The organism is Streptococcus azizii, assembly GCF_001984715.1.
Classification (GTDB): domain Bacteria; phylum Bacillota; class Bacilli; order Lactobacillales; family Streptococcaceae; genus Streptococcus; species Streptococcus azizii.
Genome location: NZ_MSPR01000001.1, coordinates 51,542 through 73,523, shown reverse-complemented (window position 1 = coordinate 73,523; position 21,982 = coordinate 51,542). Strand labels below are relative to the sequence as shown.

Sequence of the window (21,982 nt, the reverse complement as noted above, 5' to 3'; positions counted from 1 at the left end):
GATGCAAACAAAGATTACGGAACTACTTCAGATTGAGTATCCGATTTTCCAGGGAGGGATGGCCTGGGTAGCGGACGGCGATTTAGCAGGAGCAGTCTCAAATGCAGGTGGTTTAGGGATAATCGGTGGAGGAAATGCTCCAAAAGAAGTTGTAAAAGCCAATATTGATAAGGTTAAAGCGCTGACGGATAGACCCTTTGGAGTCAACATTATGCTCTTGTCTCCATTTGCTGATGACATTGTGGATTTAGTCATTGCCGAAGGTGTAAAAGTCGTGACAACTGGGGCGGGGAACCCCGGGAAATACATGGAGCGTTTCCATGCGGCAGGTATTATCGTTATTCCGGTTGTCCCAAGTGTTGCCCTTGCAAAACGCATGGAAAAGCTGGGGGCAGATGCGGTGATTGCTGAAGGAATGGAAGCAGGTGGTCATATCGGGAAATTGACGACCATGACCTTGGTACGCCAGGTAGTAGAAGCGGTTTCGATTCCAGTTATTGCAGCAGGAGGAATTGCAGATGGTCGCGGTGCAGCAGCAGCCTTTATGCTGGGAGCTACAGCTGTTCAGGTAGGGACTCGCTTTGCTGTAGCAAAGGAGTCGAATGCTCATCCCAAGTTTAAAGCCAAGATTTTACATGCCAAAGATATTGATACGACGATTTCTGCTCAGGTAGTTGGACATCCTGTGCGGGCGATTAAAAATAGGCTTTCGACAGCTTATGCCAGTGCGGAAAAAGATTTTCTCCGCGGTTTGAAAGATAGTAAGGACATCGAAGAATTGGGAGCAGGTGCCTTGAAGCATGCTGTAGTAGATGGTGATGTGGAATACGGTTCTGTCATGGCAGGTCAGATTGCGGGCTTGATTACCAAAGAAGAGTCTTGTGCGGAGATTTTGCAGGATATTTATACTGGAGCAGCCCGAGTCATAAAGGAACAAGCAGCATTGTGGAACTAAGATGTGAGGACGTTAAAAGGTCTAAGTGAAAATAGGAATTCTGACGTAGAGTCCAGAGACTCTAGGAGGAATTGTCTTTTTCACACAGACCTTAGTCCGAACTCAATTATATAAGATACAAAGCCCGTGAAAAACTCAAAGCGAAAATAGAAAATCTGACGAAGAGGGTTGCTGAGAGTTTGCTAAGGCAAACTCCTATTTCCCGCCTTCAAAGGTATAGTATACCTTTGAAGCTAGGAAGATTTGTCTTTTTCGCACAGAGTTTAGGGCGTGTTCAATTCCAAGATACAAAGGGCGTATAAAAAGCGACTGAAAAATAGGAGGTTGCCGCAGTGTTCGATGAATACAAGAAAGCCTATCCCTAAAGGGATTCTCATCTGTAATCGGCTAAAGCCGAAACAGCTGCCTATCTTTTTTCCGAGGTTTTAGGCTGAACTCAGTTGGCTAAGATGTGAAGACGTTAAAAGGTCTAAGTGAAAATAGGATTGAAACAGTTCGGTGAACTGTTTCAACGGTCACCTAGAAATAAGAAAGTGAGCCTAGAAGTTCGGGGAACTGTTTCAACGGTCACCTAGAAATAAGAAAGTGACCATAGAAGCCCGAGCCAAGAAATCGGGAAGCGATGATTAACCAGTTGAAACAAGAAAGTAATCATAGTGAGCTAGGAAATAGGAATTTTAACGACTTGACCAGGTATACGGTTGAGTTTGAAGAGTATAGGGATTCAGGTTGATACAAAAATGAACATCAAACGATATGAAATGGGAGAATAAGATGACGAAAACGGCCTATTTATTTGCTGGTCAAGGTACCCAATACCTAGGCATGGGGCGGGATTTGTATGACCAGTATAGGAGCGTGAGAGAGACCTTTGATGAGGCAAGGGCTACTCTAGGCTATGATATACGCGAACTGATTGATACAGATGAAAAAAGACTCCACCAGACCCGTTACACTCAACCAGCTATCTTGACAACATCTGTTGCAATTTGGCGCTTGATGCAAGAAAAGGGAGCAAGGGCAGATATGGTCGCAGGCTTATCGCTTGGGGAATATAGTGCCATGGTAGCTTCAGGAGCCTTGGAGTTCAAAGAGGCGGTTGCCTTAGTAGCTAAGCGAGGCGAATATATGGAGCAGGCTGCTCCAGCAGGTAGTGGGAAAATGGTTGCAGTCTTAAATGGAGATTTGGAGACAATCGAAGGGGCCTGTCAAGCAGCATCCTGCTGTGGAATCGTGGCGCCCGCCAACTATAATACCCCTAGTCAAATCGTTATTGGTGGGGAAGTGGCTGCAGTTGATGAAGCGGTAAGGTTACTGAGGGAGGCTGGTGTCAAGCGGCTCATTCCGCTCAATGTATCAGGGCCGTTTCACACTGCCCTATTACGACCTGCTTCAGAACGTTTGGGGAAAGTGTTAGCCAGCATTTCCTTCCGAGACTTTGACCTTCCCTTGGTAGGCAATACCCTTGCTCAAGTGATGACCAAGGAGGACATCGTCCCTCTTTTGACCCGCCAAGTGATGGAGCCAGTTCGTTTCTATGATTCGATTGCCTGTCTGCAACAAGCAGGAGTTACGAACTTTGTTGAAATTGGTCCGGGAGCAGTTTTATCAGGATTCTTAAAAAAAATAGACCGCTCAGCAAGTGTGAAGCAGGTTGAAAATCTAGCGACGCTTGAAATGTTCGTAAGAGAGGAGTAACAGATGGAGATAAGTGGAAAAAACGTATTGATTACCGGCTCTAGTCGTGGAATTGGCCTTGGGATTGCCCATGCCTTTGCAGGACAAGGGGCCAATGTTATTTTAAATGGTCGAAGCAGTATTCCAGCAGAAGTCCTAGAAAGTTTTGCTGACTACGGTGTGAAGGTCCATGTGGTACTCGGTGATGTTGCTAAGCAGCAAGATGCTAGGCAGATGGTAGCAAAAGCTATTGAACTGGCCGGTTCGATTGATATTCTCGTCAACAATGCGGGGATTACCAAGGATGGCTTAGCGCTTAGAATGTCAGAAGATGACTTTGAAGCGGTACTAAAGGTGAATCTAACGGGGACCTTCAATATGACACAGGCGGTTTTGAAACCCATGACGAAGGCAAAGATGGGAGCTGTTATCAATGTGTCTAGTGTTGTAGGGTTGATAGGAAATGCTGGTCAAGCCAACTATGCAGCCTCTAAGGCAGGAGTGATTGGTTTTACCAAGGCCATTGCTCGTGAGGTGGCAGGACGTAATGTTCGTGTCAATGCGATTGCTCCAGGTTTTATTGAGTCTGATATGACCGCTGTTTTATCAGATAAAATCAGAGAAGCCATGCTAGGACAGATTCCCATGAAACGTTTTGGTTTGGCGCAAGAAGTGGCAGATGTTGCGGTTTTTCTAGCTCGTCAAGAATACCTCACAGGCCAAGTCATCGCTATTGACGGCGGTCTAACCATGCAATAAAGGAGCAAGATATGACAACAAATAGAGTAGTAGTGACAGGATATGGCTTAACCTCACCGATCGGTAATACACCTGAAGAATTTTGGCATAGTTTAAAAACAGGAAAAGTTGGGATTGGTCCCATTACGAAGTTTGATACGAGCGACTACAGTGTCCACAATGCAGCAGAAGTGCTTGATTTTCCCTTCGACAAATATTTCGTAAAAAAAGATACGAATCGCTATGACCTGTACTCTCTTTACGCCATGTATGCAGCTCGTGAAGCAGTTGCAAATGCAGGCTTAAAGACAGAGAGTCTCAACCATGATCGGTTTGGTGTTATCTTATCAACCGGTATCGGTGGGATTAAGGAGATTGAAGAGCAGGTTGAAAAAATGAATACCAAGGGAGCAAAGCGGATTCGTCCGATGGCGCTTCCTAAGGCTCTTCCTAATATGGCAGCTGGAAACATCGCCATGCAGCTAGGGGCAAATGGTATCTGTAAATGTGTGATTACAGCTTGTGCTTCCTCAAATGACGCTATCGGTGAAGCCTTCCGTGAAATCAAGTTTGGCTTCCAAGATGTCATCTTAGCTGGAGGCTCAGAAGCAGCGATTACACCATTTGCTATTGGGGGCTTTCAAGCCTTGACAGCCCTATCGACGACAGAGGATCCCTTCCGATCGTCCATTCCCTTTGACAAGGATCGCAATGGATTTGTCATGGGAGAAGGAAGTGCGGTTCTGGTCTTGGAGAGCTTGGAACATGCTGAAAAACGTGGGGCAAGCATCCTAGCAGAAATCGTGGGTTATGGAAATACTTGCGATGCCCACCACATGACCTCCCCTCATCCAGAAGGTCTAGGAGCCATTAAGGCCATGAAGCTGGCGCTTGCTGAAGCGGGTCTTACACCGCAAGATATTGACTATATCAATGCCCATGGTACCTCTACCCCTGCCAATGAAAAGGGAGAAAGTCAGGCGATTGTCGCGGTGTTTGGCACAGAGACTCCTGTCTCTTCGACCAAGTCTTATACGGGACATTTGCTAGGAGCGGCAGGTGCCGTCGAGGCAGCTGTGGTGATTGAAGCCATGCGTCATTCTCATGCCCCAAAAACGGCAGGAACTCAAGAGCTATCTGACTATATTGAAGCAGATGTTATCTATGGTCATGGTCGTGATATGGAGATTCGCTATGCCATTTCAAATACCTTTGGCTTTGGTGGTCATAATGCCGTCATTGCCTTTAAACGCTGGGAGGACTAAGTGAATAATACAGATATTAAGGACTTGATGAGTCAATTTGATCAGTCTAGTCTACGTGAATTTTCGTATACAAATGATGGTATTCAGCTACTTTTCAGTAAAAATGAGCATCAGGTAGAAGCGGTTGCCCCCGCCTCTGTCGCCAGTCCAGCTGCGGTAGTAGAAGAAGTGGAAGCCTCTCAAGTAGCCACGCCACCAGCTGGCATAGATGGAACTGACGAGGGAATGGTGGTAGAAAGTCCTCTTGTAGGAGTGGCCTATCTAGCTCCTTCACCAGATAAGCCGGTCTTTGTTACTATCGGTGATCGTGTCAAAAAGGGTCAGACCGTGATGATTGTTGAAGCTATGAAGGTGATGAATGAAATTCCTGCCCCATGCGATGGAAGAGTAGTAGAGGTTTTGGTCACCAATGAGGATGTGGTTGAATATGGACAAGGATTGGTGCGGATTGTATGATGGATATTCAAGAGATTAAAGAAGCACTCCCCCATCGCTATCCCATGCTCTTGGTGGATCGGGTGCTTGAACTGAAAGAAGATGAGATTGTTGCCCTTAAAAATGTGACCATTAACGAGCCTTTCTTTAACGGGCATTTTCCAAACTACCCTGTTATGCCAGGAGTTCTCATCATGGAAGCCTTAGCACAGACAGCAGGTGTCTTGGAATTATCTAAGAAGGAAAATAAGGGCAAGCTGGTCTTTTACGCAGGCATGGACAAGGTCAAATTTAAAAAACAAGTCCTACCAGGTGATCAGCTCATCATGACAGCTCGGTTTGTCAAACGTCGTGGCACGATTGCGGTCGTAGAAGCCAAGGCGGAAGTAGATGGAACAGTAGCGGCTAGCGGGATTTTGACCTTCGCTATTGAACGTTAAACTATAAGGGAGGGGAGCATGTTTCGGAAAATACTGATAGCCAATCGTGGAGAGATTGCGGTGCGGATTATTCGAGCGGCGCGTGAGTTGGGAATTGCAACCGTAGCCATTTATTCAACAGCTGATAGGGAGGCTCTCCACACCATGCTGGCTGATGAAGCTATTTGTATCGGTCCAGCTAGATCGAGAGATTCTTATTTAAATATGAATGCCATTATTTCTGCGGCAGTGGTGACAGGAGCAGAAGCCATTCACCCAGGCTTTGGCTTTTTAAGTGAAAATTCAACCTTTGCAACTCTTTGTGCAGAAGTAGGGATTACATTTATTGGGCCATCTGGAGACGTTATGGATAGGATGGGAGATAAGATCAATGCCCGTACTCAGATGATTCAAGCAGTAGTGCCAGTGATACCAGGATCTGATGGTGAGATTACGACTGCAGATGAGGCTCTTGCTGTCGCAGCAGAAATCGGCTATCCAGTCATGCTCAAAGCCTCTGCTGGCGGTGGCGGAAAAGGGATTCGCAAGGTAGAGGCAGCCGAGGATTTAGTAGCGGCCTTTGAATCGGCCTCCAGTGAAGCCCAGGCTGCTTTTGGCAATGGTGCTATGTATTTGGAGCGAGTCATCTATCCTGCACGGCACATTGAAGTCCAGATTTTAGCAGATCGATATGGGCATGTTGTGCATCTGGGGGAGCGGGACTGCTCGCTCCAGCGTAATAATCAAAAGGTCTTGGAAGAAGCGCCTTCCATTGCCATTGGGAAGACCCTTCGTGAGAAGCTCGGTCAGGCAGCGGTACGTGCAGCAATATCGGTCGGTTATGAAAATGCAGGGACGATTGAATTTCTTTTAGATGAAGCAAGCGGTCAATTCTATTTCATGGAGATGAATACCCGTGTGCAGGTAGAACACCCTGTAACTGAGTTTGTGACAGGGGTGGATATTGTCAAGGAGCAAATTCGTATTGCTGCTGGCCAAGAATTGAGCCTTCGTCAGGAAGATATTGTGATTCAGGGACATTCCATTGAATGTCGGATTAACGCAGAAAATCCAGCCTTTCACTTTGCTCCAAGTCCTGGGACCATTTCAAATCTCTACCTACCGAGCGGAGGAGTAGGAGTGCGGGTAGATTCAGCTGTCTATCCGGGCTACACTATTCCACCCTACTATGATAGCATGATTGCCAAGGTCATCGTCCACGGGGCTGATCGGTTTGAAGCCTTGATGAAAATGCAGCGGGCTTTATATGAGTTAGAGATTGATGGCATTCAGACCAATAGTGGCTTTCAATTAGATTTGCTCTCCCATCCTCGGGTAGTTGCAGGAGATTATGACACTGCTTTTTTGATGGAGGATTTTTTACCAGAGTATAAAGCGAGCAATCAGACATAAGGACGAGGACAGTCGTTTGTTGACGGCTGTTTCTGTGAATAAGGAGTAAGGATGGCTTTATTTTCAAAAAAAGATCACTATATTCGGATCAATCCGAATCGTTCAAGAAGAGAAGAACCGCAAGCAAAGCCGGAGGTTCCAGATGAGTTGTTTTCAAAATGTCCAGCCTGTAAGCGCATGATTTATCAGAAGGAACTGGGTCAGGAGAAGATGTGCCACTATTGTTCCTATGCTTTCCGAATCGGTGCTTGCCAGCGTTTGGCGTTAACAGTGGATACAGATTCGTTTGAAGAATTATTTGCCGGTCTGGAAACGACCAATCCTCTTGATTTTCCAGATTATCTGGAAAAATTAGCCCTCGTTCGTCAAAAGACGGGGCTAGATGAGGCTGTCTTAACAGGACGAGCGAAAATTATGGAACAAGATGTAGCTCTTGGTATCATGGATGCTTCTTTTATTATGGCCAGTATGGGGACTGTTGTTGGTGAAAAGATTACCCGTCTGTTTGAATATGCCTTGGAGGAGTCCTTGCCCGTAGTCCTATTTACCGCTTCAGGTGGTGCCAGGATGCAGGAGGGAATTATGAGCCTCATGCAGATGGCGAAGGTTTCTGCGGCTGTTAAACGCCATTCCAATGCAGGGCTTTTTTATCTCACTATCTTGACAGATCCAACGACAGGCGGAGTGACCGCTTCCTTTGCTATGCAAGGAGATGTGATTCTAGCAGAACCGCAGGCCTTGGTTGGCTTTGCTGGTCGTCGGGTAATCGAAAGCACGGTTCGAGAACAGTTGCCCGATGACTTTCAAAGGGCAGAATTTCTCCAGGAGCATGGTTTTATAGATGCGATTGTCAAACGGCAGGAATTGCGGGAGACCATTGGTTTTCTAGTTCGGTTGCATGGAGGAAAGAGATGACAAAGATAGCGAAGACCATTCGACAAGCGCGTGATCAGGCGCGACTCACCAGTCTGGAGTATGCTCGCCTGCTCTTAGATGATTTTATGGAGTTGCATGGGGACCGTCAGTTTCGGGATGATGGCGCCGTCATCGGAGGGATCGGTTTTTTAGATAGCCTCCCTATCACAGTAGTAGGGATTCAAAAGGGCAAGAGTTTGCAGGATAATCTCAAGCGTAATTTTGGTCAGCCCCATCCAGAGGGCTACCGCAAGGCCCTCCGCTTGATGAAGCAGGCAGAGAAGTTTGGTCGTCCTGTGTTGACCCTTATCAATACCGCAGGTGCCTATCCAGGTGTCGGTGCTGAGGAGCGGGGGCAGGGGGAAGCCATTGCCCGTAATCTCATGGAGATGAGCGATTTGAAGGTTCCGGTGATTGCTCTTATCATAGGTGAGGGAGGGTCTGGTGGCGCGCTTGCTCTTGCAGTAGCAGATCAGGTATGGATGTTGGAGCATGCCATCTATGCCGTGCTGAGCCCAGAAGGATTTGCCTCTATTTTATGGAAAGATGCTAGCCGTGCCATGGAAGCTGCCCGCCTCATGAAAATCACCTCTTATGAACTCTTAGAGATGGGTGTCGTTGATCAGGTCATTCCAGAGCAAGAGAGTCAGCAGGAGATGGTGGCTTGCTTAAAGCAGAAGCTACTCACGAGCTTTCAGCAGTTGCAGTCTCAACCAACGGAGCAGCTAATAGCAGCCCGCTATGAGCGCTTTCGGAAATATTAGCATAAAAAGTCATAAGCTGAGCAGTTGCTCAGCTTATTTGGCGTCTCATTATACTCTTAAAAGATCAACAGGATACTTGGTCAACTCGTCACAATTCCTATTTCCTAGCTCAGGCTTCTGTGGTCACTTTCTTGGTTCAACTGGTTCATCCTCGCTTTCTGATTTCTTGGCTCGGGCTAGGGGCTGGGACAATAGTTGACCCGAATACCCCACAAAGCAACGGCATAAAAACCGTTGCTTTGTGGGGTTTATAGAGGTGCTATTGTCTGGACTACTGGAATGATTGAGACACCATCAGTCCGGTGCGATCACCTCAATTCCGCCCATATATGGACGAAGGACTTCAGGGATTGTGACAGAGCCGTCTGCATTTTGGTAGTTTTCAAGGATAGCTGCAACGGTTCGTCCTACCGCAAGGCCTGATCCATTCAAGGTGTGGAGGAGCTTGACCTTTCCATCGGCTTCATCACGGTAGCGGATCTGAGCGCGACGGGCTTGGAAATCTTCTGTATTGGAGCAGCTAGAAATCTCACGGTAGCTATTTTGAGCAGGAATCCAGACCTCTAGGTCATAGGTTTTGGCTGCTGAAAAGCCCATATCACCTGTACAAAGAGCAAGGACGCGGTAAGGAAGGCCCAGCTTTTGAAGAATATTTTCTGCATTAGCTGTCATCTTCTCCAATTCTTCATAGGATTCCTCTGGCTTGGCGAATTTGACCATTTCAACCTTATGGAACTGGTGCAGGCGGATTAGACCACGGGTATCGCGACCGGCAGAACCCGCTTCGGAACGAAAGGACGGACTCATGGCAGTGAAGTAGATTGGCAGTTGCTTGCTGTCTAAAATCTCATCACGGTAGTAATTGGTAAGTGGGACTTCAGCTGTTGGAATGAGAACAAAATTGGTACCATCTAGTTCGAAAGTATCCTCCTTGAACTTTGGATACTGTCCTGTTCCAAACATGGAATCGTGGTTGACGATATAAGGGGGAATCACTTCTTGGTAGCCTTCTGCGATATGCTCATCCAGCATGAAGTTGTAAATGGCACGCTCCAAACGAGCACCGAGGTCTTTGTAGAAGAGAAAGCGAGCCCCCGTTACTTTTGCCCCGCGCTCCCAGTCAAGAATCCCCAGGTCTTCACCAAGATCCCAGTGGGCTTTTGGTTCAAAGTCAAATTCACGTGGCCTTCCCCAACGGCGAATTTCTACGTTTTCTTCTTCGTCTGCGCCGACAGGTACGCTGTCGTGCGGTGTATTGGGCAAGACGACAAGGATGGCTTGTAATTCTTGGTCAATCGCAAGGAGATCAGCATCAAGCCCCTTGATGGTTGCAGAGAGTTCTTGCATGGCTGCAATCTTGTCTGTGGCGCTCTCCTTATTGCGTTTTGCTTGGGCAATTTCAGCTGAAACGGTATTGCGCTCTGCCTTTAATTCTTCAACCTTGACCAAGACTTCACGGCGTTTGGTATCTAATTCCTTGATGGTTTCAAGCGTTTTAGTAGCTACACCACGGCTAGCAAGTTTTGTTGCGACACTGTCAAAATCTGCCCGAATGCGTTTGATGTCTAACATAATTTCCTCCTATAGAAAAACGCACCCATGAAAGCGTTGGAGTGACAGGAGCCACGGTTCCATCCAACTTCACATGAGTGCACTTAGTTCTGTATAAAAATGTGAGAAACGGTAGAATTTCATATCCTTTGTCTATCTGCTCGCAGCTACCGCAGACTTTCTGAAAAACGCCTGATACTACTTATCCGTCTACTTGATTATACCTTAAATTAGTGAACTTGTAAACTACGATTAGAAAATTTAAAAAAATGATTGACAGTGGAGATAATCCCAGTCTATTTCATGTTGACAAAAGCGCTTACACAGAGTATAATAAAAGCAACTGGTTATAACCACTGGAAAGGAGGGTATAAACGAGTCATTGGGAATAAGTTTTATCTTTTCAGAAAATAACGGAGGAACATATGAATAGACAAGATAAAAATGATCAAAAATTATATCATTATTCGATTCGCAAGCGAAGCTGGGGTGTCGGCTCAGTTGTTGTTGGTGTCTTTTTAGCTGGCATGCTTCAAGCACCGACTGTTTTAGCAAATTCTGAGACAGTAGAAGGAGCAGTTCCCCCAGTCATTGTAGAACAGCCTCAGGCTGATTCGGGGGGGGGGGGGTAACTACATCTGAATCGGCCCTTGTTGCAGAAACTGCACCAAGAGTTAGTTCAGAAGCACCTGGAGATCAGGAAAACGTCACTCCAGACAGCGGAAATCCAGTTGGGGATTCACCGGTTTCAGCTCCAGATAGCGACAATCCATCAGGAGTTCCGTCGGCTTCAGCTCCGGATAGCGACGTTCCAGTTGGATCCTCATCTGTTTCAATTCTAGGTAGTGGAGTCCCAGATGGTTCAGCTCCAGAAGGAACAGTAAGATCGGTTGGCATACCAGAAGCCAGATCTGTACCTGTTGAAAATCAGGAAGTAACACTTGAAAATGACTATATCAGTCGCAGAATGATTGTCGAGAATGGTAAACTACGGACAGTTTCCATTTCAAATAAATTAACAGCAGCAAATGATGATCTTGTCTTCTCAGAAGGTTCCAAAGAATTTATCATTCAGTTTAAACCATCAGTGGGGGATAGTGATCAAGCTCCGAGTCGACCGGGCTATATTGCAGAGGCAGAGGATCGCAATCGTTGGGTCGTAGAGACCAATACACAGGCAAATGCTGGTAGTCGCGAAGGAAATGTTCGTTTTGTAGTGGACGGTGATGTAAACACCATTTGGCATAGCAACTATCATGCTGCGGGTACTGGTCCACAGAGAGAGCTACCAGCATATGTAGATCTGACCTTCCCAGATTCAAAAGATATCCGTACTTTTATTTATGTACCTCGTCAGGACGGCCCTGCTAATGCAAATGGGTTGATCAAGGGTTATAAGGTTTACATCAAAGAAGGTGACGCAACAAACTTCACATTGTTGAGCCAAGGGACTATTACAGAAAATCCAAAGGCCATCCAATACATTGATTTTGGAGAATTAAAACGAAATATCAAGGCCATTCGTTTTGAGACAACTTCATCACAAAATGGGCAGCCATTTGCAGCGGCAGCTGAATTAGATGTATCAGACTTGGATCCGGATGCTGTCAAGGCTAAGCATGCAGCAAGAGAGGCTGACTATCAAAAACACCTTGAAGCCTTCTTTGCCCGTCGTCAAATTTCTCTAGACAAACTCGTTTTAGCAGAGGGAGGGATTGAGAAGGTTGAGAAGAATGGAGATCAGACCATTACCTACACCTTCCAGCCATATATCTATAAAAATGTGCCTGTCACCATCAAATATGTGATGAGCCTAAAGAAGGATGCTAAATTCAGTCAGAGTCACTTGGTTATCTCCATTCCAGAGGAACATCGTGCGACCCTATCCATTGATACCATTGACCTCCAAAACTTTAAGTTACCGGCAGGGCAGGCTTATGAAGAGTTTTCCAACCAAGCACCGATTGCCGAAATGGCTAACTTTGATGGTTTTCATGCTGGACTAGGTCAACCAGTCTATCTGGGAAGTTTTTACACGGGATCAGAATTTCCGATTGCTTGGAACTCTGTTGAGGAAGCAACTAAACAGCTTTTCTCTCGCTATTATTCAGGTAAAACATTGGCAGAATTGGATTTAGATGAAGATGGGAATTACCGCACTTGGAATACCGTGATTGGTGTAGCTCGTTCAGCTGACTATAGCGTTGTTCAACAGGACTTCTATGATTATATTGCCAAGATTGGAACCAAGACCTACTTCCGTAAACAGTATAATTCTTGGTATGATTTGATGAAATCAATCACTGCTGAGAATATTCAGTCCAGTTTCAACGAAATTGATCGTGGATTTACAAATGGTGGCGTATCGCCTCTTGATTCCTTCGTTGTGGATGATGGCTGGCAAAATGTTGAATCAGTTTGGGATTTTAATGAAAAATTCCCAAACAAGTTGTATGATTCTAGTAAGCAAGTAAAACGGTTTGGATCTGACTTTGGTCTTTGGATGGGACCGCGGGGTGGATACGGTACAGAAGGTCGTATGGCAACCCACCTGGCCAATAATGGACTCGGTTCAAAAACTCCAGCAGGAGATGTCTACATCGGGGATAAGCGCTATGTGGATGCTTTGAAGGCCTTGTTTGCACGATATGGTCAAGAATTTGATATTAACTATTGGAAACTCGATGGTATGCTTCGCTATCCGCAGAATACAACAGATGCTGGTGGTCATTATATTGGTGGAGGATATAAAAATATGTACTCCATGACAGAAGCCCATGAGCGTTGGATTGGGTTGTATAGTATTATCCGTAAAAACGCTCCAACATTAGAGGATGCTTGGATTAACCTCACATCTTATATTCCACCATCACCATGGTTTCTTCAGTGGGTCAATTCAATCTGGATGCAAAACACTGCTGATGTTGACTACCAAGACGGTGTCAAACGTGCGCCAAATGACACCCTAGATTTTGGGAATGATGCCAATGAAGCATTGTCTTACCGTGACGATTCTTATGAAAAATTGATTCGCGACCGCAAATGGCAGATTCCATTTTCAAACATTTATAACCATGACCCGGTATATGGTGCAACAGCTCATACTAGTAAGAAATTGACCCCATTAGGACCTGCTCGTAGCCAGATTCAATTCTCCACAGAGGATTTCCGCACATATCTCTATATGTTGGGAACTCGAGGGACTGGCTTCTGGGAATTCTACTATAGCCCAAGTATGCTGGATGATGCCAAGTGGCAAGTAAATGGTGAAGCTGTCAAGTGGATTGAGTCGAATTTCGAGACGCTTCGCAATTCCGTTTATCATGGTGGTCAGCCACGTGAAGGAGAAGTGTACGGTTACTCCGCATGGGATGCAGAAAATGGTATTGTATCCATCCGTAACCCAATTGATCGCGAACAAAGTTATGAATTAAAATTAGATCGTATTGTCGGTATGCGTGAAGGAACAGCAAACCTATATCGTATCACTGTTTTAGGTGACAAACGTCATGATACCAGTGAGGTGACCAATTATGGAGATACTCTTCGGATTACGCTTCAACCATACGAGGCAGTTGTCTTTCAGTATTCAACCAAACAAGATAGGCGTGCTGCAGAGGTGTTTGAAGCAAAAGCGACAGCTGCCAATACCTTGACTGTGGAGTTTGATGAACGTGTCATTATCGATGATGCTAGTTTCACAGTATCTGGTCATACAGTCAGCTCAGTTCGGCTGAATGAAAATTTACGTACAGTCACCCTAACTTTGGCAGATAACCTGCTTAATCGTGAAAAGGTAATGATCACATTTGCCAATGTTAAAGATAATGCAGGCCAAGCTAATATTTCTGCAGGAACGGTTTCGGTAACAGCATATAGTGGTGGTGTTATTCAAGATATTAGCCAGGTAGAGCCTAGCCAAACGCTTGATAACGATGGTGTTGAAGGTCGTGGTGTCTTTTCTGTAACTGCAAAAGTGACGCTGGATCATCTTGGACAAACCATTGCAGAGCAAGAAGGACAGTGGAAGCTATCTGTTGATGCGGAAGGTCGTGCAGTGTTTGAAGTCAAAGGTGAGGTTGTTAAGTCGGCTCCATTTACAGCCTTGAGCAAAGAAGATACTGGTCGTCCGGATAAATTGATTGTTGCAAACGAAGAAGTTGTCATTACTGCAGTTCGTGTACCGAATGGGAGCTTGCGTATTTATATCAACGGAGAGCTACACAACAGTCATTACAATCCTAACAAGATTAACGAACGTTTAGAACGATCGTCCATCAAGCTGGCCAAAGGTGACTTTGCAGGTAACCTCGACCGCTTTATTCTAGAAAACGGTGCGAGAGACTTTGAGACAGCTCTTAATCTAGCACGAGAACTGACACCGGTTAAGGAAATGCGCCCTGTTGAGATGAATGTGACTGGTTCACAAGCACCATCATATGATCCAAATGATGGTGGTCCTCGACCGGCAGGTGCAGCTACGGATGGCAATACCGGTACGTATTGGGCAAGTAGTCCGACAGCAGATAACAGAACGACTCGGCAACGCCTGACGATTGAGATGACTCAACCACAGTCTATATCAGAGGTCCGCTATGTTCCTCGACTTCAAAATTTACAAGCTACAGGAGATATTCGGAAAGCTTCATTGGAATACAGCTTAAATGGTCAGGACTGGGCAGCGGTCGCCCTAACGGAAGGTAATGCTGATGGTACCATCACCTTTACGCCAGGTAAACCATATCATTCCATCTTATTTGAGCCAGTAGAAGCGAAATATTTCCGTCTGACTGCCTATGAGACGTATCATTGGCAAAACGGTACCAATGGCCAACCAGATAATCGAAATAAGATTGTAGCTGTTGCGGAACTTACACCAGTTGTTCTGTTTGTACCTGAAGACGTCAAAAGTCTGACGACAGGCTACTTATTGAATGCGATTGATCAAGCAAATAGTATTGATTCAGCAGCTTACACTGCTGAGGCAATAGCAGCCATTCGAGCAGAAGTGCAAGTAGCCTATGCAGCTTTGGCTGGCAATAATCAAGAAGCTATCGATCGTTCTAATAGGATACTACGCGCCTTGTTAGCTAGTGGAAAAGTTGACGCTAATAGCCAACAACAATCTGGTCATCAAGAAGGTAAGCCGGATAACACTGGTGGGGAGTCAAACACAGATAAGAATGATAGTCTGTTGATTCCAGAACCACCAGCCTTTGAAGGGGGTATCAGTCCGAATGAAAATCTCCTCCACAAAGTTCCGACCTTTGAACATGGTATGAGTCCAAATGAGAATCTGACTCATGGAATTCCAGCTGTAAAACTAGCTTCTATTCAATCTTCAAGGAGTCAAGATGAACCAAGAACGAAAGACTTGCCGAAAACATCTGGAGTAGGGAATCTATTCCTAACGGCTCTAGGTTTAATTAGTCTAGGAGTAACGGTGGTAAGTCGTCGTAGAAGAAATTGATACTTGTCAAAAATAAAGCTCTGACGTCGTTATACAAGATACAAAGGGCGTTAAGCGAGCAAAGCAAAAATAGGAGTTTTGACGAAGAACCTCAAGTTCTAGGAAAAACTATCTTTTTTGCACAGCTCGTAGCCCGTGTTCAGTTACACAGGATACAAAGGGCGTTTGACACGAGTTTCACTCGTTCTATTTCCTACTTTCAACAGTCTATTCCTAGACTGTTGAAGCGAGCAAAGCAAAAATAGGAGTTTTGACGAAGAACCTCAAGTTCTAGGAAAAACTATCTTTTTTGCACAGCTCGTAGCCCGTGTTCAGTTATACAAGATACAAAGGGCGTTTGACACGAGTTCCACTCGTTCTATTTCCAGCCTTCAACAGTCTATCCCCAGACTGTTGAAGTGAGCGAAGTAAAAATAGGAGATTGACAAAGTGTTCGATGAACATGAGGAAATCTATCTTGAGTCAAGAAAAACAGAGATTCACGCTAGGCGTGAGTCTCTGTTTTTCTCATACTCTTTAAAAATCAAAAGGCTGCTCCCTCAACTTGTCTCGGTGAGTGAATACCATGACTGGAGCTTTTCAGCCCGTTTCCTTGAACTAGGCTGGAACTACTGAGGAAAGGTAGGGCTTTTCTTGTTTCAACTAGCTTTGACTTCAACTGATGTTGATGTTTATTGAGTATTACTTGGCGCTTCCCTTTCAGGTTACAGTCTTTGTAACTCGTCTTTATCTATCTAAAGCCAGGCGTTACATCGCGACCGTTATACTCGATTTTTTAGTTTTTGGCAAATACATTTTTAAAAAATTGCCCGATTGTTTGTAATAGTGTCGGTAATTTCACGACTTTTTCATTACCGAGATGGTTTCGTGCCTCTTTTAAAATCTTTCCCGAATCCTTGGAGGCAAAGAGGAACTTTCCGCTATCGGTAAAGACCTGGAAATGCCGGCTGATATGCCTTCGAGAAACATTGGCTCCGATTTGTTGGATATTTTTCCAAGGGATTTGGATATAATCTGCTACGTTAGCATCTGCGTAAAATTCTAGAGCCTGATCACCAATGAGAAATTTTCCTACTTTACCACCGGTTCCTAAGTAGGAAACACCGGTTGTTTGTAAGTCGACTCGTTTATTTTGTGACTGTACCATACATTATCCTTTGCTATTGCTGTCTGTTCTGTAAAAATTTCTACCAACCTTACGAATACTCCATGAAAGTCAAAAGACTACTTCGTCAAGAGTCTCGGGAAATGAATACCACGACTGGAGCTTTTCACTTGTCCCCTTGAAATAGTGATTAACGATTTCAATTATTCCGACTTTGATGGTGAAAGCTCGTCTGATAGTGATTTTCATGGGGCATTCCTATTGTATCATAAAAAGAAGGCCGAAACCTTCTTTTTCTTACATGATACCTACTAGACGGGCAAGGATACCAACGATAAAGAGTCCAATGATAATAGTGATTGGTGACACTTTTTTCTTTAATAACCACATACATAGGAAGGTAAGAAGTAAGTTCATCAATCCTGGAATCAGACCGTTCAAGTTATCTTGGAAGGTAGTGATTTTAGTAGGAGTCTGGGATAGCCCTTGACCGACTTGCTCAAAGGCTTGGCGGATACCTTCGCTGCCATTTGCTAGTTTGTCCCAGTGGATATATGCTTCTTCTGCAAGTGGCACTTCGGATACGTTGAAGGTAAAGTTGATGGATACCCAACGTTGTGCCAAGACAGCGAGGATAAACATTCCGAGGATAGAAGCACCTTTAGTAATATCTTGGAGGATACCTCCTGACATATCTTTTGTAATTTCAGAACCGGCCTTGTAGCCAATTTCTTGTGTATACCATAAAAAGGCCATGCGGATAAGATTCCATGCTAAGAAGAAGATAATCGGACCAAGGATATTTCCTGAAAGGGCCAGTGAGGCTCCAAGTGAACCAAGGATTGGACGAACAGTAAACCAGAATACTGGGTCACCGATACCAGCAAGAGGTCCCATCATCCCGATTTTAACCCCTTGGATAGCAGCGTCATCAATGGCTGCACCGTTTGCGCGCTCTTCTTCAAGGGCGAGTGTTACTCCGAGGATAGGAGCAGCTACGTATGGGTGCGTATTGAAGAATTCCATGTGGCGTTTTAGCGCGGCTGCCTGGTCTTCTTTCTTTGTGTAGAGCTTTTTCAGAGCAGGAACTAATGAGTAAGCCCACCCCAAGTTTTGCATACGCTCGTAGTTCCAAGAAGCCTGAAGAAATTGGGAACGCCACCATACTTTTTTACGGTCGCTTACGGAAAGTTGTAGTTTTTCTGACATTGTAAATCTCCCTTCTTAGTAGTCTTCTAGGATATCGCCGATTGGATCGTTAGAGGTAGCTCCTCCGCCACCATTTCCACCTGTTTTTGAAAGGTGAAGATAGATAAGGGCGATTGAAACACCTAGGGCACCAAAACCGATCAAGGTGATTTGAGTGACAGCAGCAAGTACAAAACCAATTGCAAAGAATGGCCATACTTCGCGGGTCGCCATCATATTGATAACCATGGCAAAACCAACAGCTACTACCATACCACCACCGACTTGCATACCGCCTTTGAGCCATTCAGGCATCAATTCCAGCATAGCTTGTACAGATTCAGCAGGGATTGCAAGAAGAAGAGCAGCAGGGACAGCGATACGAAGTCCTTGAAGAGAAAGAGCGATTAAGTGGTAGCGCTCAAGAGCAGCGAAGTTCCCTTTTTCAGCGGCAGCGTCAGCACCGTGTACAAGAGCGACAGAAGCAGTACGCACAAGCATGGTGAGGAAAAGTCCAGCGATCGCTAGAGGAATGGCAATCCCTTGAGCGACACTGATAGCAGCAGGGGAGAAGTCACCGCCTTTAATCAAGATGATAGCTGCAGCAACAGAGGCAAGAGCAGCGTCTGGCGCAACGGCAGCCCCGATATTTGCCCAACCAAGAGCGAGTAATTGAAGAGTACCTCCTAGCATAACACCAGCAGTAAGGTTCCCTGTTACAAGACCGATGAGGGTACATGCAACGATTGGTTGATGAAATTGGAATTGGTCGAGGATTCCTTCCATACCAGCAAGGAATGCAACTAAAACGACCAAGATCATTGAAATGAATGACATGATAGATCCTTTCTTTTCATAAGATACATAGAATAGAGTCAGAAATGGTTTTCCTTCTCTATTGGTGCAGGCGGATGGATTCTTTCGTTGGTTCAGATACAGTCATTGAGTGCGATAGGCAACAGCTCTTCTTTTCTATCTGATTTGTAGTTCTCCATCGCTTCACCGGTTCTGGTTAGAAATTAGTGAGGGACATTCGCCTTATTGATTAAGTCGAACAAGTCTTTCTTGGCGTCGTTTGGTACTTTACGGACATCAAACTCAACGCCTAAATCGCGTAATTTTTCAAAGGTAGCAACATCTTCTTTATCCATAGAAAGGACGTTGTTGACCATAGTTTTACCCGTTGAGTGAGCCATTGAGCCGACATTTAGGGTCTTGATTGGGACACCGCCTTCAACTGCGCGAAGGGCATCTTGAGGTGTCTCAAATAAGATAAGGGCATGTGTATTTCCAAAGCGAGGGTCTTTTGCAACATCAATCAATTTCTGAATTGGTACGACATTTGCCTTTACATTTCCTGGTGCAGCTTGTTTGATCAATTCTTTACGAAGGGAATCAGCTGCCACTGAGTCAGATGCAACGATGATACGGTCTGCTTTTGAATCGGGTGTCCAAGCGGTTGCAACTTGACCGTGTAGGAGACGTGTGTCGATACGAGCAAGGTTGATTTTTAATTTCCCATCCCCGATAACCGTTCCCTCAGGAATAGCAGCTTGAGCCACCTCGGCTTTTGGAGCAGCAGCTGTCTCTTCTACAGGGTTCAATTCTTCTGGAAGGGCTTTGATTCCGTCTTTTGATTCTTTAATGATATTAGCAGCAACTGCGGCAACACCTGCACTTGCATCCATCATTCGTTCTGTATAGGCCTGAATTAGCATTGGTAAATTCAAACCAGTGATAATGGCGAACGTACGGTCTGGGTTTTCTCCCATTACACGGCTTGCCTGATTGAATGGTGAACCACTCCACAAGTCGGCTAGGACCAAGATTTCATCGTCCGCATCAAAAGTAGCTACGGCATTGTTGAATTTGGCATATAAATCATCTGGACCTTCGTTTGGCATAAAGGTTACAACTTGAACTTTTTCTTGTTCGCCAAAAATCATTGAACCAGATTGATGAATACCAGCGGCAAATTCACCGTGGCTTGCAATAATGATTCCGATACTCATTATGTTTCCTCCTAAAAATTTTGTTAGCCAGCCAAAATGGGTCTCTCCTTAGTGCCTGCCTATCGAATACTCTTCAAAAATCAAAAGGAACGTGTCTAGGTCAGATTTGGAGTGTGAGACACGAACTGTTGAGATTTGCTGCGCAAATCCTATCTCCAACCGTTGACAGTTCACTGGACTGTAAAAGCCAATCAATCACTGCGATGAGAGGTTGATGTGAACTCGGAGAAGTGGTGTTGGACGTTTTGCCCAGCCTCAATACTTCGTTTCCTCGTCCACGTTGATTTTTATTGAGAATAAACACTTGTTCCATTATGGATCTGGCTAAAGTTCTCCATGTTGCTGTCTGTTGGGACGACATTTTTGAACTGTCTTATTATAAAACGTTTTCAAGTTTTCTGTCAAGTAAATATGTGCTGTTCATGAGTAAATTTTATGGAAGTTTTCTGAAATTTACCCATATAGTTACAGAGATGCCGATGAAAACATCTGATAGATAAAGGATTTAGCTCCCCCTACTATTCAGAGAAATCCAGATAGAAAACTGTGCCAGCCGATTGGGGAGAGAAATAAACACAACCCCCAAATTGGAAGTTGTGTTACCTAATCTAATAGTAGTTTTCTGAGCTCTCTTGCGACGCCGTCTGCATCGTTCGTGTAGTCTGTCAGATAGTCGGCATAGGGAAGGAGGGTATCACTAGCATTTTTCATGGCATAGCCTCTTCCTGCTAGGGATAGCATTTGTATATCGTTGTGTTCATCACCAAAGGCAATCAAGTCTTTGGCCTCCATACGGTAGTGGTCCAACAAGTAGGTGAGGGCAGAAGCCTTGGTGACACCCTTGGCACAGGTTTCAAGGATATTAAGAGGGCCGCCCCAGGTGTTGATTTCCAGTTCGTCGTTGAAATAATGGTTGATATCCGCTGCTAGTGCATACTTGTCAGCAGCGCGTGTCTGCATTAAAATGGAGTGTGGGTCGGATGTGATTCGCTCAGGTTTTATCAATGTGTCAGGCGAGATTTGTTCCACCCCCAAGAGGGCGGGGCTAAAATTATCCAAGTAGTTTTGGGTGATGAAAAATTTATTTTTGTACTCGCCGGCAATAAAATCTGCTTCAAATCGTTCCTCTTCTTTTAGGAAGTCGATCAAATACTGCTTATCGATGAGGATGTTTTGCTCCCACTCCCAGTTTTGATCAGGAATATGGACGAGAGAGCCATTGAAGTTAATCATGGGGGTTGAGAGCCCTAGTTCTTTATAATACTGATAGGCCATGCGATAGGGTCTGCCGGTTGCAATAATCACAGTATGACCGGCCTCTTGGATTTTGCGAATCGTTTCGATGGTATAACTGCTTAATTGGCTATCTCTATTTAGTAAGGTGCCGTCTAAATCGAGGGCGATCATCTTTTTCGTCATGCGGGTAATACTCCTTTTTGGTAGACTCATACGTTTCAGTATAGCAAAATAAGCTACGTTTCGCAAAGTATAGTTGTTTGCTTGTCATTTATTCGCTTCTTACCCGTCTTGCCGAATGCCAGTCCTGTCTGAGATTTGTGGATGAATGGAACATCTCCACTGGGGCTTTTCACGGGCTTTGTATCTTATAATTGAACTCGAGCTACAACTCACTGAAAAAAAGACCAATCTCATTGGTTGCAAGACAACCCGCTTCGATTGTCTATTTTTTCTAGGAGTTGTTTGACGCTCTCGTATCTTATGTAATTGAGTTCGGACTAAGGTCTGTGTGAAAAAGACAATTCCTCCTAGAGTCTCTGGACTCTGCGTCAGAATTCCTATTTTCACTTAGACCTTTTAACGTCCTCACATCTTGTGGAATTGAGTATGAGTGGGACATCAAAATTGGGAGATTGTAAAAGAGAGCAAGGCTTGTTGAACGGCTAAGATACTGTAAAGCAATGAAAACGGCGGAAAACAGGTAGAATCCGAACGTTTATCTATCAAAATGGGGGATGGACTAAAAAAAGAAAACAGTTTCACAAACATCAGGGTTGAAAAGTGAATGTTTTTTAGTTATAATATCTATAACGTTCGTAAATAAAGGAGATTTTTGA

General features: G+C 44.9%; 17 protein-coding genes. 11 read left to right on the top strand and 6 right to left on the bottom strand.

Annotated elements, in window-relative coordinates; translation table 11 throughout:
- Nucleotide 1: 1 nt before the first annotated feature.
- From fabK to BVE84_RS00315, 9 genes are all read left to right on the top strand, one after another.
- On the top strand, nt 2–955 hold the full coding sequence (gene fabK, locus BVE84_RS00355) for an enoyl-[acyl-carrier-protein] reductase FabK (RefSeq protein WP_076995112.1): 954 nt from the start codon (nt 2–4) through the stop codon (nt 953–955).
- Between the two features lie 774 nt (nt 956–1,729).
- Nucleotides 1,730–2,653: an ACP S-malonyltransferase gene (gene fabD / locus BVE84_RS00350; RefSeq protein ID WP_076995111.1), complete on the top strand. Its 924-nt coding sequence runs from the start codon at nt 1,730–1,732 to the stop codon at nt 2,651–2,653.
- Nucleotides 2,654–2,656: 3 nt separating this feature from the next.
- Nucleotides 2,657–3,391, top strand: a complete 735-nt coding sequence (gene fabG, locus BVE84_RS00345) for a 3-oxoacyl-[acyl-carrier-protein] reductase (protein WP_076995110.1) — start codon at nt 2,657–2,659, stop codon at nt 3,389–3,391.
- Between the two features lie 11 nt (nt 3,392–3,402).
- The gene (gene fabF, locus BVE84_RS00340) at nt 3,403–4,635 is read left to right on the top strand and encodes a beta-ketoacyl-ACP synthase II (RefSeq protein WP_076995109.1); all 1,233 of its coding nucleotides are present in this window, start codon (nt 3,403–3,405) and stop codon (nt 4,633–4,635) included.
- Complete coding sequence (gene accB, locus BVE84_RS00335; RefSeq protein ID WP_076995108.1) at nt 4,636–5,091, top strand: acetyl-CoA carboxylase biotin carboxyl carrier protein; 456 nt, start codon at nt 4,636–4,638, stop codon at nt 5,089–5,091.
- Nucleotides 5,088–5,510, top strand: a complete 423-nt coding sequence (fabZ, locus tag BVE84_RS00330; protein WP_076995107.1) for a 3-hydroxyacyl-ACP dehydratase FabZ — start codon at nt 5,088–5,090, stop codon at nt 5,508–5,510. The genes accB and fabZ overlap by 4 nt, the downstream gene beginning before the upstream one ends.
- A gap of 18 nt (nt 5,511–5,528) precedes the next feature.
- Nucleotides 5,529–6,902, top strand: a complete 1,374-nt coding sequence (accC, locus tag BVE84_RS00325) for an acetyl-CoA carboxylase biotin carboxylase subunit (RefSeq protein ID WP_076995106.1) — start codon at nt 5,529–5,531, stop codon at nt 6,900–6,902.
- 51 nt (nt 6,903–6,953) lie between these two features.
- Complete coding sequence (gene accD, locus BVE84_RS00320; RefSeq protein ID WP_076995105.1) at nt 6,954–7,817, top strand: acetyl-CoA carboxylase, carboxyltransferase subunit beta; 864 nt, start codon at nt 6,954–6,956, stop codon at nt 7,815–7,817.
- Nucleotides 7,814–8,581, top strand: a complete 768-nt coding sequence (locus tag BVE84_RS00315; protein ID WP_076995104.1) for an acetyl-CoA carboxylase carboxyl transferase subunit alpha — start codon at nt 7,814–7,816, stop codon at nt 8,579–8,581. Before accD ends, BVE84_RS00315 begins: the two co-directional genes overlap by 4 nt.
- Nucleotides 8,582–8,875: 294 nt before the next feature.
- On the opposite strand, the gene serS is transcribed toward BVE84_RS00315, so the two are convergent.
- Nucleotides 8,876–10,153: a serine--tRNA ligase gene (gene serS, locus BVE84_RS00310; RefSeq protein ID WP_076995103.1), complete on the bottom strand. Its 1,278-nt coding sequence runs from the start codon at nt 10,151–10,153 to the stop codon at nt 8,876–8,878.
- 404 nt (nt 10,154–10,557) lie between these two features.
- On the opposite strand from serS, the gene BVE84_RS00305 reads away from it, so the two are divergent.
- Together BVE84_RS00305 and BVE84_RS00300 are read left to right on the top strand one after the other, a co-directional pair.
- Nucleotides 10,558–10,764: a YSIRK-type signal peptide-containing protein gene (locus BVE84_RS00305; RefSeq protein WP_076995102.1), complete on the top strand. Its 207-nt coding sequence runs from the start codon at nt 10,558–10,560 to the stop codon at nt 10,762–10,764.
- A 335-nt stretch (nt 10,765–11,099) separates the two neighbouring features.
- On the top strand, nt 11,100–15,602 hold the full coding sequence (locus BVE84_RS00300) for a discoidin domain-containing protein (protein ID WP_076995101.1): 4,503 nt from the start codon (nt 11,100–11,102) through the stop codon (nt 15,600–15,602).
- Nucleotides 15,603–16,377: 775 nt separating this feature from the next.
- On the opposite strand, the gene BVE84_RS00290 is transcribed toward BVE84_RS00300, so the two are convergent.
- The 5 genes from BVE84_RS00290 to BVE84_RS00265 form a co-directional block, all read right to left on the bottom strand.
- The gene (locus tag BVE84_RS00290; RefSeq protein ID WP_076995099.1) at nt 16,378–16,749 is read right to left on the bottom strand and encodes a DUF956 family protein; all 372 of its coding nucleotides are present in this window, start codon (nt 16,747–16,749) and stop codon (nt 16,378–16,380) included.
- Between the two features lie 255 nt (nt 16,750–17,004).
- Entirely contained in the window at nt 17,005–17,916 is a 912-nt protein-coding gene (locus tag BVE84_RS00285) for a PTS system mannose/fructose/sorbose family transporter subunit IID (RefSeq protein ID WP_076995098.1), read from the bottom strand.
- Nucleotides 17,917–17,931: 15 nt separating this feature from the next.
- Complete coding sequence (locus tag BVE84_RS00280) at nt 17,932–18,732, bottom strand: PTS mannose/fructose/sorbose transporter subunit IIC (protein WP_076995097.1); 801 nt, start codon at nt 18,730–18,732, stop codon at nt 17,932–17,934.
- A gap of 182 nt (nt 18,733–18,914) precedes the next feature.
- Nucleotides 18,915–19,907 (bottom strand): PTS sugar transporter subunit IIB, encoded by a 993-nt coding sequence (locus tag BVE84_RS00275; RefSeq protein WP_076995096.1) that lies wholly within the window; start codon nt 19,905–19,907, stop codon nt 18,915–18,917.
- A 603-nt stretch (nt 19,908–20,510) separates the two neighbouring features.
- The gene (locus tag BVE84_RS00265; RefSeq protein ID WP_076995094.1) at nt 20,511–21,326 is read right to left on the bottom strand and encodes a Cof-type HAD-IIB family hydrolase; all 816 of its coding nucleotides are present in this window, start codon (nt 21,324–21,326) and stop codon (nt 20,511–20,513) included.
- Between the last annotated feature and the right edge of the window lie 656 nt (nt 21,327–21,982).

What these genes read in the sequence shown, in the direction of transcription:
- serS (WP_076995103.1), bottom strand. Translation starts at nt 10,153, where the DNA reads ATGTTAGACATCAAACGCATTCGGGCAGATTTTGACAGTGTCGCAACA.
- BVE84_RS00280 (WP_076995097.1), bottom strand. Translation starts at nt 18,732, where the DNA reads ATGTCATTCATTTCAATGATCTTGGTCGTTTTAGTTGCATTCCTTGCT.
- fabD (WP_076995111.1), top strand. Translation starts at nt 1,730, where the DNA reads ATGACGAAAACGGCCTATTTATTTGCTGGTCAAGGTACCCAATACCTA.
- BVE84_RS00315 (WP_076995104.1), top strand. Translation starts at nt 7,814, where the DNA reads ATGACAAAGATAGCGAAGACCATTCGACAAGCGCGTGATCAGGCGCGA.
- fabG (WP_076995110.1), top strand. Translation starts at nt 2,657, where the DNA reads ATGGAGATAAGTGGAAAAAACGTATTGATTACCGGCTCTAGTCGTGGA.
- BVE84_RS00275 (WP_076995096.1), bottom strand. Translation starts at nt 19,907, where the DNA reads ATGAGTATCGGAATCATTATTGCAAGCCACGGTGAATTTGCCGCTGGT.
- fabZ (WP_076995107.1), top strand. Translation starts at nt 5,088, where the DNA reads ATGATGGATATTCAAGAGATTAAAGAAGCACTCCCCCATCGCTATCCC.
- BVE84_RS00300 (WP_076995101.1), top strand. Translation starts at nt 11,100, where the DNA reads ATGATTGTCGAGAATGGTAAACTACGGACAGTTTCCATTTCAAATAAA.
- fabF (WP_076995109.1), top strand. Translation starts at nt 3,403, where the DNA reads ATGACAACAAATAGAGTAGTAGTGACAGGATATGGCTTAACCTCACCG.
- BVE84_RS00305 (WP_076995102.1), top strand. Translation starts at nt 10,558, where the DNA reads ATGAATAGACAAGATAAAAATGATCAAAAATTATATCATTATTCGATT.
- BVE84_RS00290 (WP_076995099.1), bottom strand. Translation starts at nt 16,749, where the DNA reads ATGGTACAGTCACAAAATAAACGAGTCGACTTACAAACAACCGGTGTT.
- BVE84_RS00285 (WP_076995098.1), bottom strand. Translation starts at nt 17,916, where the DNA reads ATGTCAGAAAAACTACAACTTTCCGTAAGCGACCGTAAAAAAGTATGG.
- fabK (WP_076995112.1), top strand. Translation starts at nt 2, where the DNA reads ATGCAAACAAAGATTACGGAACTACTTCAGATTGAGTATCCGATTTTC.
- BVE84_RS00265 (WP_076995094.1), bottom strand. Translation starts at nt 21,326, where the DNA reads ATGACGAAAAAGATGATCGCCCTCGATTTAGACGGCACCTTACTAAAT.
- accD (WP_076995105.1), top strand. Translation starts at nt 6,954, where the DNA reads ATGGCTTTATTTTCAAAAAAAGATCACTATATTCGGATCAATCCGAAT.
- accC (WP_076995106.1), top strand. Translation starts at nt 5,529, where the DNA reads ATGTTTCGGAAAATACTGATAGCCAATCGTGGAGAGATTGCGGTGCGG.